General features: G+C 49.5%; 9 protein-coding genes. All 9 read left to right on the top strand.

Going from position 1 to position 13,314, the window contains the following annotated elements; all coding sequences use genetic code 11:
- Window positions 1-5 precede the first annotated feature (5 nt).
- The 9 genes from M2277_RS13625 (at window position 6) to M2277_RS13585 (ending at window position 13,291) form a co-directional block, all read left to right on the top strand.
- Window positions 6-974, top strand: a complete 969-nt coding sequence (locus M2277_RS13625; RefSeq protein WP_280755058.1) for an ABC transporter substrate-binding protein — start codon at window positions 6-8, stop codon at window positions 972-974.
- Between the two features lie 160 nt (window positions 975-1,134).
- The gene (locus M2277_RS13620; protein ID WP_280754957.1) at window positions 1,135-1,887 is read left to right on the top strand and encodes an ABC transporter ATP-binding protein; all 753 of its coding nucleotides are present in this window, start codon (window positions 1,135-1,137) and stop codon (window positions 1,885-1,887) included.
- Entirely contained in the window at window positions 1,884-2,648 is a 765-nt protein-coding gene (locus M2277_RS13615) for an ABC transporter permease (RefSeq protein WP_036642701.1), read from the top strand. The genes M2277_RS13620 and M2277_RS13615 overlap by 4 nt, the downstream gene beginning before the upstream one ends.
- 257 nt (window positions 2,649-2,905) lie before the next feature.
- The gene (locus tag M2277_RS13610) at window positions 2,906-6,376 is read left to right on the top strand and encodes a glycoside hydrolase family 2 TIM barrel-domain containing protein (RefSeq protein ID WP_280754956.1); all 3,471 of its coding nucleotides are present in this window, start codon (window positions 2,906-2,908) and stop codon (window positions 6,374-6,376) included.
- A gap of 147 nt (window positions 6,377-6,523) precedes the next feature.
- Window positions 6,524-7,291, top strand: coding sequence for an alpha/beta hydrolase (locus M2277_RS13605; protein ID WP_280754955.1), 768 nt, complete (start codon window positions 6,524-6,526; stop codon window positions 7,289-7,291).
- A 107-nt stretch (window positions 7,292-7,398) separates the two neighbouring features.
- Window positions 7,399-9,783: a polyprenyl synthetase family protein gene (locus M2277_RS13600; protein ID WP_280754954.1), complete on the top strand. Its 2,385-nt coding sequence runs from the start codon at window positions 7,399-7,401 to the stop codon at window positions 9,781-9,783.
- A 98-nt stretch (window positions 9,784-9,881) separates the two neighbouring features.
- Window positions 9,882-10,088 carry a hypothetical protein gene (locus M2277_RS13595; RefSeq protein WP_348537776.1) on the top strand — a complete coding sequence of 69 codons (207 nt, stop codon included), beginning with the start codon at window positions 9,882-9,884 and terminating at the stop codon, window positions 10,086-10,088.
- Between the two features lie 243 nt (window positions 10,089-10,331).
- Window positions 10,332-11,567, top strand: coding sequence for an RICIN domain-containing protein (locus M2277_RS13590; protein ID WP_376167044.1), 1,236 nt, complete (start codon window positions 10,332-10,334; stop codon window positions 11,565-11,567).
- Window positions 11,568-11,692: 125 nt separating this feature from the next.
- Window positions 11,693-13,291: an amidohydrolase gene (locus M2277_RS13585; RefSeq protein ID WP_036642689.1), complete on the top strand. Its 1,599-nt coding sequence runs from the start codon at window positions 11,693-11,695 to the stop codon at window positions 13,289-13,291.
- Window positions 13,292-13,314 lie beyond the last annotated feature (23 nt).

Raw genomic sequence — 13,314 nt, 5'->3', positions numbered from 1 at the left:
TGATGATGAAGAAATGGTGCGGGACCCTTGCTATTATACTGTGTATAGGAATATTGTCTGCCTGCGGCGGACAAGCGTCAGAGGCAGTGAATACCTCAGCCAGCTCATCTTCGGCGCAAGAAACTGGGGATAGCGGTAAAGCCGGGGAGAAGGATTCGGTCACGCAGGTTGATCCGAATGCCAAAATCGCTTCGATGTCGATACACATGACGAATAATTTGCTGGCGTTAGGAATTAAGCCTGCCGGATCTGCCATTGGAGGCGGAGTAGGGGGCTTTCTGCCGCATGTGGCGCATCTTCTTGAAGGCAGTGCGAAGCTTGGCGTAGTCGGGGATTCCGATATGGAGGCTGTGCTGGGATTGAAACCGGATTACATCTTTATCGATGAGCATTTCGGCGGTGAGGAACGCTCGAAGCTGGAGAAAATCGCGCCGGTGGTTAGCACCAATCTGGATGAAGGGACATGGCGGAATCATCTGAAGCGCGTTGCGGCCGTTGTTGGGCGTGATAAAGAAGCGGAAGCTTTCATTAAAGAATACGAAGAGAAGGCGGATCGGGTTAGTAAATTGATAGCAAGCGAATTGGGAGAAGGTGCTACAGCGATGGCAATCCGGGTATCTGCCAAGGAGATCCGGGTGCAAAGTGCGGGCAGGCCGGTTGGACCTATTATGTTCCAGGATTTGAAGCTGAAGCCAGCCAACGGCGTTGAGAAGATTTCTGCCTCAGAGCCGTACGCTGTCATATCCAAGGAAGTGCTCCCCGACTTTGATGCCGATGCGATTTTCCTTATCGTAAACAATGATGATAATGCCAAAAAGGTTTATGCCGAGCTGGAAAATAACCCGCTCTGGAAAAATCTGAAGGCCGTAAAAAACAATCATGTGTATACGCTTGACGGTCAAAAATGGTTGGACTACTCTTCACTAGGTCAGAGCATGGCCATGGACGATGCAGAGCAATTGTTTACGAAGTAATAATTCCAGTGGAACCTATACTTTACGGGGGTAATGAATTCGTATAAGCTTTTATAGGTAGATAGAAATGACACGTGTAGCGCAGAGCGCGGGAGCCATCCCGCTCTCTTTTTGTTGTTGCGAGGGGCAAATGAGTGATTATGAGAGGAGTTACTAGATTTTGGCGGCTATTCTGGAAATTCAACGGTTAGCAAAACATTCCTGGAACCAAGACAACAGGGAATCCCCTTATCTGTTTGAAGAAGTGTCTGCTGTCATTCAGCAGCCGGAGTGCATCTCTGTCATCGGCCCATCAGGGCAAGGAAAAAGCACCTTGCTGCGGACGTTAGCACTGCTGGATATGCCGAATCAGGGCGATATATCTTATGCGGGGATCTCCTATCGGGAGAAGGATCCCAGGTTGTGGAGAAAAGAAATTTGTTACGTTGCTCAGCAAGCGGTTATGCTGCCAGGCAGCGTCGAGGATAATTTGCGAACGGCAAGTCGTCTTCATGGAGAGGTGTATGATGTGCAGCTTGCCGAGCAATTGCTGGAAGAGACATTACTTGCTGGACTGGATCGCAAGAAGAATGCCAGCGAGCTGTCCGGTGGAGAAAAGCAGCGGATTGCGCTCATTCGATCGCTGCTGCTGCGGCCAGCCGTGCTGCTTCTTGATGAGGTTACCGCATCGCTGGATAATATTAGCGCAAGAGCAGTGGAGCACATGCTGCAACAATGGCAGGCGAGGGAAGGAACAACCATGATCTGGGTTACGCATGATTTGGAGCAGGCAGCACGGACCAGCAGCAGGACCTGGTTCATGTCCGGGGGCACATTATTGGAAGATCAGCAAACGATTGATTTTTTTCGTCAGCCGGCAACAGAAGCGGGAAGGCAATTTGTGCGTTTCCTGGCTAGCGAGGCTGCACTATGACATTACTGGCGCTTAGTTTTACACTTCTCTTTGTCATCGCGACCATGCTCATTTCCGTATGGCAGAAGCTTGGTTTGGAGAAAGAGATTGCGACGGGTACGATACGTTCAGCCATTCAGCTCCTGGCTATCGGATATGTGCTTCAGTATATTTTCCGGACGGAGCATGTGATTTATTTGGTTATGATCATCTCGGTGATGATTGGGGTGGCGGCATGGAATGCGGCTCGGCGGGCTCCGGGGATGCGAGGGATCGTGTGGAGGATTGCACTGTCGATACTGACAACCGAACTGCTGATGATGGGGATGCTGCTTGGCTTGAACATTATTGAACCGACACCCCAGTACATCATTCCGCTTAGCGGGATGACGATCGGGAACGCCATGGTCGTAGCCGGGTTATACGTGAATCAGATGCGGCGGGAGGTTCAATCCTCCAAGGGTGAGATTGAAGTCCTGCTCTCGCTTGGAGCCACAGCGTCGCAGGCCATGCAGGATGTGAGGAAGCGGGCTGTTAAATTCAGCATGATTCCAACAATCGACAGTATGAAAACAGTCGGACTCGTCCAATTACCGGGTATGATGACAGGTATGATTGTAGCCGGGGCAGATCCGGTGGAAGCCGTTCGCTATCAAATTCTGATCGTATTCTCCTTCACGGGTTCAGCTGCCATAACGAGTATGCTCTTGAGCATATTAAGTTATCGATTGATGCTTACAAAAGAATTGCAGTTGAGGCCGATACCTGAAGGAACCCGATGAGTCAACTGCACTGATTCCTATTGGGAAGCAATACATAGGAACAACCATGGAGCTCTGCTGCTGATTGCAGCGGGGTTTCTTTTGTTGCGTTAAAGGCCAGGAATATTCTTGCTTAAAGAAAATCCTTTGAAAACTTTAGAACTTATCAGATACGGGTTCTGATAATAGAACAACATGATATAGTAGAATCAACTGCCTTAATTAGCTAATATGTTTTCTCATCATCACAATAAATGAAGAAAGTGAGTACAGCATCCATGAATAAAAAAGCCTTGTTCAATGACGGATGGACGTTTGCCAAAAGCGGTCTGGACGTAACGGATTCGGATAATCTGATCTTTAAACCTGTGGATGTACCCCACGACTGGCTGATCTATAACACCATGGATTTATATGAGAACAGCATCGGGTGGTACCGGAAGTTATGGTCGTGGGATAGCAAAGAGAACCAGCAGGTGCTATTGTGTTTTGATGGCGTTTACATGGATTCTTCCGTCTATGTTAATGGTCAATTGGTGGGAGAATGGAAGTACGGATATTCTTCCTTCGAACACGAGATCACGGAGGCGCTCGTTGAAGGGGAGAACGTCATTACCGTGAAGGTTGTGCATCAAAGCCCGAACAGCCGTTGGTATTCAGGAGCGGGCATCTATCGTAACGTGTGGCTCAAAACCAGGGATCAGAGCCATATCGTGACGGACGGCATTTATATCACGACCAAGCAGCACGAAAGCGGATGGCAGGTCGAAGTCGACACGGAAGTGAACACCATGGCTGATGTGTTTATCAAGCATACCATCATAAAGGAAGGTCAGAAGATAGCTGAGGGATCCGAGAAGGTTGCAGCGGCCGTCCATTGCATATCGACGAACCGGCAATCCTTAGTCGTGGAGAATCCGCTGTTATGGAGCCCGGATGAACCCAGCCTGTATCAATTGATTACCGAAATGAGGCTTGCTGGAACAGATCAGGAATCAGAATCAGAACCAGATTGTCAGCATGAAGTTATTGAAAGCATATCCCACAACATCGGATTTCGGCATATTCAGCTTGATCCGAATCAAGGCTTTCTTCTAAACGGCCGTAAATTGAAATTGAACGGGGTTTGCGAGCATCATGATCTAGGAGCCTTGGGAGCCGCGTTTAACAAAACGGCCTTAGCCAGAAGGCTTGTCATTCTGAAAGACATGGGCGCTAACGCGATACGCACAGCACACAACATGCCTGCAAAGGAACTGATGGACCTGGCGGATGAGATGGGGATGCTCATCGTCTCGGAAGCTTTTGATATGTGGGAACGCTCGAAAACGTCTTATGACTATGCCCGGTTCTTCCAAGAATGGTTTCCACGCGATGTGAAGAGCTGGGTTCAACGTGATCGGAACCATCCAAGCCTCATCATGTGGAGCATTGGCAACGAAATCTATGATACCCACGCAGGCGAGAGAGGGCAGGAAGTAACAAGGATGCTGATGGAGGAAGTTCTGAAATATGATCCCAAGCAAAATGCAAGCGTTACCATTGGTTCGAATTATATGCCTTGGGAGAATGCTCGGAAATGCGCCGATATCGTGAAGGTGGCAGGTTACAATTATGCCGAGAAATATTACGAGAAGCATCATGAGGAGCATCCGGATTGGATCATCTATGGAAGTGAGACCGCGTCTGTTGTACAAAGCAGGGGCATCTATCATTTCCCGTTCGAAAAATCCATCCTGGCAGACGATGACGAGCAGTGTTCTTCCCTGGGTAACAGCTCAACGAGCTGGGGAGCAAAATCGGCTGAGGCGTGCATCCTGGCTGAGCGGGACATGCCGTTCTCACTCGGACAATTTCTATGGACCGGATTCGACTATATCGGTGAACCTACGCCGTATCATACCAAAAACTCTTATTTCGGGCAGATCGATACAGCGACTTTCAAGAAGGACTCCTATTATATCTATCAAGCGGCATGGACGGATTACAGGACTAAACCGATGGTACATCTGTTACCTTATTGGGATTTTAACAACGGTCAAATGATCGATGTTCGCATTTGCTCAAACGCGCCGAGAGTTGAATTACAGCTCAATGGCATAACCATGGGGACCCATGATATTGACCATGAACACGGAAGGGAGTTATTGGGTTGGTGGAAGATCCCTTATGTCGAAGGGGAGCTGAAAGCGATAGCTTACGACGAAGCGGGTCGCATCATTGCTACGGATGTTCGAACCTCATTCGGTGATGCCAGGAGGATTGTTCTGAACCCGGATAAAGAAAATCTGATCGCGAACGGTACAGACCTTGTGTTCGTCGAAATTGCGATGGAAGATGAGGCTGGCCACGTTGTCGAGAACGCTAATAACCGGGTACAGGTACATGTGACGGGTGCGGGGCGCTTGCTCGGTCTGGACAACGGGGACAGCACGGATTACGATCCGTACAAGGGTCAGAGCAGAAGACTGTTCAGCGGCAAGCTGATGGCGATCATCGGCTCCACCTTGGAGCAGGGCCAGATCCGGATTGAAGTGTCTTCCATGGGTCTGGACAGCCAATCTCTTACCTTGAAATCCACAGCCGCACAGAATGAAGGAACGGAAGGGATTGCGGCCAGCACGAAGAATGAGAACCTGCCAAGCTTAACAGGGTGTGTGGAAGAGCTGCCGCTTCGGAAGATTGAGCTGATCAGCGAAAGGGGGCAATCGTTTGATTCGTCCAATCGTGAGAAGGTGGTACGTGCCAGACTGCATCCGCCAGAAACCTCTTATCAGGAGGTCCAATGGGCTGTCGTGAACGATGCGGGGATCGAATCCAATATTGCAAGGGTAGAAGCCGATGGGCATGAAGCCAAGGTAACGGCTTTGGGTGACGGCGAATTTCGTCTTCGGTGTACAAGCCGAAACGGTACGGATAAAATCAAGCTTATATCCCAGCTGGAATTCAAAGTCGACGGTTTGGGGGCCGCTTACAAAGACCCGTACTCTTTCATATCTGCCGGACTTTATGATTACAGCCAAGGCGAAGTAGGGAACGGGAATGAAAGAGGTGTTGCTACCAGCAGAGACGGCGAGACGCAAGTCGGATTTCGGGACATCGACTTTGGTCCTCACGGCTCCGATACCATCACGATCCCGATATTTGCCCTCTCAAGCGAGGAGTACTCTTTGCAAATCTGGGAAGGCATGCCTGGTGAAGAAGGCAGCTCACAAATAGCCGATTGTATTTACCAAAAAGAGTCCAAGTGGAATGTCTATCAGGAAGAAACCTATCGGTTGTCGAAGAAGCTGCGGGGCGTTACTTCGATTTGTTTTATCCTTCATCAGAAGGTGCATATCAAGGGTTTCTATTTTCATGAAGGGAATAGAGCATTTGAGCAGAATTTTGCAGCGGATTGCGACCGAATTTATGGGGATACCTTTACCATTGTGGACAACAAGGCCGTTGAAGGGATAGGAAATAATGTTTCCCTGGAGTTTGAACAGATGGATTTTGCAGAAGCAGGCTCATCGAAATTGATCGTTAACGGCAGCTCTGCGATTGACAAGAATACGATTCATATCCGCTTTGAGAGTCCAGAAGGAGAGAGCAATCAGCTGGTAGAATTTACGCAGACCAAAGGGTACGAAGAGCAGGTATTTGATCTGGAACCTATCGCCGGTTGTTACAAGGTGACATTCATCTTTCTTCCGGGAAGTCAGTTTGATTTTGGTTGGTTCCGGTTTGTGCGGGTCGATGGATCATGAACGGGTTTACGAGGTTGCTGAGAAAATCGGCAGCCTTTTTTTATATACATGAGTAAATGCTTCCGTGCGGAGGTTCAATAGAAAATTAATTAACCCTGCGGTATAATTCGCTCACGAGTAAATGGACCCGAAGGGATCGTGAAGAGCATGAAGAAGTTCATTAACCAGGGGAACAAGAGCTGGCGGAGGATAACGATATGGACTGTAACTATCCTGTCCCTTGCTGTTATCGCATGCCTTCTCATTCTGGATTCACTTACGTACAAGCCGCTGGATGAAGCTGAAGCCGTGTTTCATAGCAACACGGAAATCGGTGTCGAACAGCTGACAGACGGTTACCGCTTCGAGCCCGTGACCGGGGATAGCCTTCCACCCGACATCATCTTCTATCCGGGCGGTTTAGTGGAACCTAAGAGTTATGCGCCTTTTTCCAGGAAAATGGCTGAGAAAGGATACCGGGTGTACATTGCTGCCATGCCCTTGAATCTGGCCGTGTTCGGACAAAATAAAGCCGACTCTTTCATTGAGGAATACCCAGACAACCGATATGTGATCGGAGGACACTCCTTGGGTGGTGTGTTCGCTTCTAGGTATGCGGCTGAACATTCAGATGCCATTGACGGTGTTTTTTTCTTGGCATCTTACGCTGACGATAAAGGGGCGCTGAACGGTTTGAACATGTCCGTGCTTCAAATTACCGGCACACAAGATGGGGTATTGGATAGATCGAAATGGGAGACTGCCAGGACGAATTTGCCTGACGATACCATGTATGTAGATATTGCAGGGGCTAACCATGGGCAGTTCGGTTCTTACGGTTTCCAAAAAGGTGACAGGGAAGCCTACTTAACCGCAGAGGAGCAGTTGCAAGAAGTAACGGAAGCGTTAGACCATTGGATTCAGGAAATGGATTAGATTTCAGCTATCTTAACGAGAATGTAACCCGATTGAAACTTCTGCGTATAAAGGTTATAAACATGGGTACATGTTTAACACCAATAGAAGTTGAGGGATTCCATCATATGAATGTTGCGTATACAGATCAAGCCGATACGGGATATCGGCTGGCTGAGCAGAAGGCGGCTCAGTATTTTGCATCACTTTATGTACAGGTTAAGGAAAAGACATATGTGCCGATCCTGACAGAAGACATTCTAATGTGGAAAAGGAAGCATGTTCGTCGTGATTCATGGCTATCCTTTTTTTCCTCGGGAAAGAGAAAACCTGATACCCGGGACTATCATAGATATATCGGGTGGCTCCATTATACAGGTAAACTGGATGGCTACTTGGATCGAAGCATTTCCTATATTTATATGAGGGATCTGGGCAAGGCCCTGGACTCGCCAGACACGAAAGCCAGCATTCATCGCATGGTTGCGGATATAAAAAAACATCTTCTTCAATCCACCAAATCGGATGGAGGAGGTACGCCGGATGGTATGAGTTTAGCCGGGTTATACCGGTGGGGCCAGAAGGAAGGCATCGAGAATGCCGTGATATGGGTCATCCATAAGCTGAAGCAAGTAGCAGGCCATATTCCGAAGGAGATGAATGCAGAGCATGCCCAGCGCAAATTAATGAAGATCATTGTGGGCGTTGTTCTGCATGTCATTGAAGATATGGATGATTCGGTATTGCCTGCGGAACGTTCAGCTCGTCTCGATGATGCCATCAGGCTCGGTTACTCCTATGGTCTAACCTATCCCTTTATCGACGATTTACTGGACTCGGGCGTCTTAAATGAGCAGGAAAAAGAACAGTATTCCCATATGATACGCACTGCGCTGCTTACCGGAACGGTACCGAAGCCAGGTGATTGGGGCGGTAATAACGTGGAGCTGATCCGTTTCGTGCACGCGGAGCTCCGTGATGCCTTTGAGTATATTAAGGGACACCAGCGTCCGGAAACGCAGGAGACGTTTTTCGAGCAAGCCAACGTGTTTTTTCATTCGCAGCATATCGATCGTATCAAGGATCTTTCCAATGCCCGATACACCAATGAAGAGTTATATTTGCCGATCATTCTAAAATCGTCATCTTCCCGCTTGATTGTGCGGTCAGTTCTAAGCGCTCAAGCGGATGAAGGCTTTGATGAACGGACCTTCTTTTACGGCATCTACAATCAGTTGGCCGATGATTTTGCGGATATGTTTGATGACATGGAGGACGAGGCCGTCACCCCTTACACCTATTATCTGAAATATCGCGGTCAACGCGCCGATCTGATCAACCCCTTCGAATTATACTGGGCCGTCATTTCCCATCTGATCCACAATGTATATGACTCGGATGCCAAGACGCGGGACGTGATTCTGGATCGGGCCATTAATGGTTTGAAGCGCTGTAAAGCACGGATCGGGATTGAGAAATATAACGAAATCATGGAGATATTCTCCTCGGGGAACCCTGACTTCAATCGACTGATTCAGAAGATGGTGCGGAAAGCAGATCATGTGGATTTTTTTGATAAGTTGCTGCGGGATCAGATCATCACGGTGTTAAGGAACAACCGCCAAGAGAAGGAATGCTTTTCGAACACCTTTGCAACTGTCCGCGATGAGATCAACAGCCAATTGCAGATCAAGCAGCCAAGCGATACACCGCCCATGCAAGTGTCGCTGATTGACACGGCCAACTACACGCTTGAGGGAGATGGCAAGCGTTTAAGGCCGATTTTAACTTGGGTCATGGGGGTAAATGAATACGGATTGGAGCCTTCCGCGATTGTGCCGCTCCTCCGATCCCTGGAATATATGCATACCGCATCCTTGATTTTCGACGATCTGCCCTCACAGGATAACGCATCTACGCGCCGCGGGAGGCCAACCCTGCATCAGGTCCATAACAGCGCCACGGCAGAAATAACGGGTCTGTATTTAATTCAGAAGGCGATCGAGGAGCAGTCGTCGCTTGTGGGATTTGATGCTAGCTCTGTCGTTTCCTTAATCCAGTATTCGTCTAAACGGGCTGGTGAGATGTGCATGGGGCAAGCGATGGATTTGGATTCCAAAGGGAAGAGGCTGACCCTGGAGCAGTTGAATATGATCTGCTTTTACAAAACCGGTATTGCATTCGAGGCCTCATTGGTCATGCCTGCCATTCTGGCTCAGGTAAATGAGGCAGAAATCGCCTTGTTGAAGAAGTTTGCTTATCATGCAGGCATAGCCTTTCAGATTAAGGATGACTTGCTTGATGTGCAGGGAGACCTGGAGCGGCTCGGCAAGCCCACCGGTCAGGATGCGGAGAACAACACGTCAAACTTTGTGACGATCCTGGGTCAGGAAGGCGCCAGCCAAGAGATGTGGGAACATTACTGCCAGGCTGTGGAGGCCTTGCAAGAGATGCCGCGGAACACTGCTTTTCTAAAGCATTTATTAAACTATATGGTTAATCGGGATAGTTAGTTCATTAATTTGTATAGGTTCAAGAAGGTCAACCAGACTCAACGGGTTGGCCTGTTTTTGTGGCTTGATTGTCCTGTTGCAGGAGGCAATACACTTGAGTGCTGGGAATAGCGGAGGCGGAATGCGATATTCTGAACGGACATTTATGTCCTCTGCCCATGCAAGGTACAGGGGTAATAGTGGATACGATGCCGAAGTGGGGAGGGGAGCGATCGGAAGGTGCTCCGTCTATTGATACACCGGCATTTATGCTGCTCGTAAAGCACGTGGGAAGATGTGAATTTAAAGAAGAAACGAAGATGTAAAATAATATAAATATAGGTTGATAGTGGTATATGTTAGGCATATAATGAAAATGTAAGCGCATTAATATATGTAAGTTTTTATTAAGCAACAAGTGAATGTTCATCATAGATCGGTTTTTGGGCAATGAATCATGAACAGGAGGAGAGGTGATTTCAGCTTCAGTGGACCGTCCGCTGGAAGAACAGCTGTGTATGTACACTAGGTATCTATGAAACCTTGATCCGAAAATAATAGGAGGGAACATGATGCTAAGAAAAGGAATATGTGCAGTGATACTGTTCAGTCTTCTGGTCGTTCTATTGCCTGGCAACACAACAAACGCGGCGCCGAACTGGAATCTGGTATGGAGCGACGAGTTCAACGGAACTTCGCTTAACAGGGCGAATTGGACTCCTGAAATCGGTACTGGCAGCGGCGGATGGGGAAATAATGAACTGCAATATTATACCGACCGTGCGCAGAACGTGCAGGTTACCGGCGGCAATCTGGTGATTACGGCGCAAAAGGAATCCTACGGCGGGATGAATTACACCTCTGCCCGGATCAAAACGCAAGATTTAAAAACCTTTACTTACGGGAAGGTAGAGGCCCGAATCAAGCTGCCATCGGGTCAAGGGCTTTGGCCTGCATTTTGGATGCTTGGAAGCAACATCACCTCGGTGGGTTGGCCGAAGAGCGGAGAGATTGACATTATGGAGCGGGTGAATAATAACCCTTACGTGAATGGAACCGTACACTGGGACGCAGGAGGACACGCGGAATACGGACGGGTATCGGGCAATCTGGATTTCTCGCAGTTCCATGTTTACAGCATGGAGTGGGACTCTAAATATATTCGCTGGTTTGTGGACGGTGTGCAGTTCAATGAATTTTATATTGAAAATGGGACCGGCAATACCGAGGAGTTCCAGCGCCCGTTCTTTATTCTTCTGAATCTCGCAGTCGGCGGGAATTGGCCTGGCAGTCCGAATAACGCAACGCCGTTCCCGTCACAGATGCTGGTGGATTATGTACGTGTTTATCAGGACAATGGGGCATCGAACGTGATTAGTGACGGCATCTATACGATAGCTGCCAAGGCAAGCGGCAAGGTAATGGATGTTGTGGATGTATCCACGGCAAGCGGAGCTAAAATCCAGCAGTGGACCAACTACGTTGCCAATAATCAGAGATTCAGGGTTGAGAGCACGGGAGACGGATATTACAAGCTCACAGCTGTACACAGTGGAAAAGTGCTCGACGTACCGAACTCATCTACTGCGACTGGTGTCCAGCTGCAGCAGTGGGATGACAATGGGTCGAATGCACAGCGATGGAGGATTGTAGATGTGGGTGGCGGTTACTACAAAATCATATCCAAAACCAATGGGCTGGTCGTTGACGTTGCCAGCGCCTCTACAGCAGACGGGGCTGCTATTCAGCAGTGGAGTGATAACGGCTCCGATGCGCAGAAGTGGGCATTTACCAAAATCAACTGATCATAACAGGCAGTCCCTCCGGGGGCTGCTTGTTTCATTTTTTTCGAAGTATCCTTACATTGGCACAGGCTGACGCGTGACGGCATGTTTGGTATAATAATGAAAAAATCAGGAGGAGTTCGGATATGCAGCCTGTTCTATTCACTAACGGCCAGCTTTTTTTACCTCATGCCGCTTCACCTGCGGATTCCGTATACGTGGAGGATGGAGTCATACGTGCCATTGGAAAAACTGCCGAGCTGCGGCTGCAGCTGGCGGGCAGGGACTATCGAACGGTGGATTGGGACGGAGGCTGCGTGCTGCCCGGCCTGGTCGACGCCCATATGCATCTCGGCATGCATGGAATGAAGCTGGGCATGCTTGATTTTACCGAAGCGGCTTCCAAGGAAGAGATGCTGGCCATGCTGCGGGCGCGGGCAGCCGTTACGCCGCCCGGAGAGTGGATTCTGGGACTCAACTGGAACGAGAACAACTTTCCTGACGGGAAGATTCCACACCTGCTGGAGCTGGATGAAATCACAACGGAGCATCCGGTGTATCTGACCAGAACCTGCTTCCATGCTTATCTTGGGAACTCGGAGGCTTTCCGCAGAGCGGGTGTCACAGCCGATACGCCTGATCCGGAGTCAGGGGCATTTGGCCGCGGTGCGGATGGCCGGCTAAACGGCTGTATCTACGAGAACGCTTCGGCCCCTTTTGCCGATGTCCAGCCAGTGCCTGATCCGTCCATGCTGAAAACGGTGATGTTTCAGGCCTGTCAGGATGCGCTTCGGCTCGGCCTTACTGGAGCACATACCGAGGATCTTCGTTTGCTGGGCAGTGTTGAAGCTATGCTTCGCATCCATCGCGAGCTCAAAGAGGAGGGCCTTTACTTCCGAACGCATCAGCTGATGTATCATGGCTTTCTGGATGAGATGGAGGCACTTGGTATCCAGGCAGGCAGCGGAAGTAACTGGAACCGTATCGGTGCCGTCAAGCTTTTTGCTGATGGTGCGATCGGAGGCAGAACAGCGCTGCTTAAGGAAGCCTATTATGATGCTCCGTATACCCGAGGCCTGGCCATGCATTCTCCGGAGGAGCTAAGGGAAATTGTCGGCAGAGCACGCAAGCTTGGTTATCCTGTTGCATTCCATGCAATTGGAGACGGTGCGGCTGAAATGATGACAGAGGTGCTGGAGCAACTTCCGCTGAGTAGGGAAGCCGGGCTGCCGGACCGCTTCATCCATGCTCAAGTTGTACACCCGGATACGGTGAAGCGAATGAGCAAGCTGAATTTAGCCGTTGACCTGCAGCCTCGTTTCGTAGCCAGCGATTTTCCATGGGTGCTGGAGCGTGTTGGCCCTGATCGGACAAGCTGGCTGTATGCATGGAAAAAATGGCTGCTTACCGGGCTGCCTTGTTCAGGCGGCAGCGATGCACCCATTGAGCCGCTGAACCCGCTGCTCGGAATTCACGCCGCCGTCACGAGACGCAAGCCGGAAGAGAGTCATGAGGGGTATATGCCGGAAGAGAAGCTGAGCATAACGGAAGCGATCCAGCTGTTTACAAGCGGCAGCGCGGGCGCCGCAGGAGAAGCGGGTCAGCGGGGAAGTATTGAACTCGGCAAATACGCGGATTTTACGGTTGTGGATCGTAACTTGGCTGATGGAATGGACCCGGATGACCTGCTTCGCACAAGTGTCAGGATGACGATTGTCAACGGGAAAATCGGTTATACGGCTTAAGAATTAACGACAAGCAAGCAGCG

Source organism: Paenibacillus sp. LBL (assembly GCF_029893715.1).
Taxonomy (GTDB): domain Bacteria; phylum Bacillota; class Bacilli; order Paenibacillales; family Paenibacillaceae; genus Paenibacillus_AQ; species Paenibacillus_AQ glucanolyticus.
The sequence above is the reverse complement of the archived record's forward strand: the minus strand, read 5'-3'. Positions and strand labels throughout refer to the sequence as shown.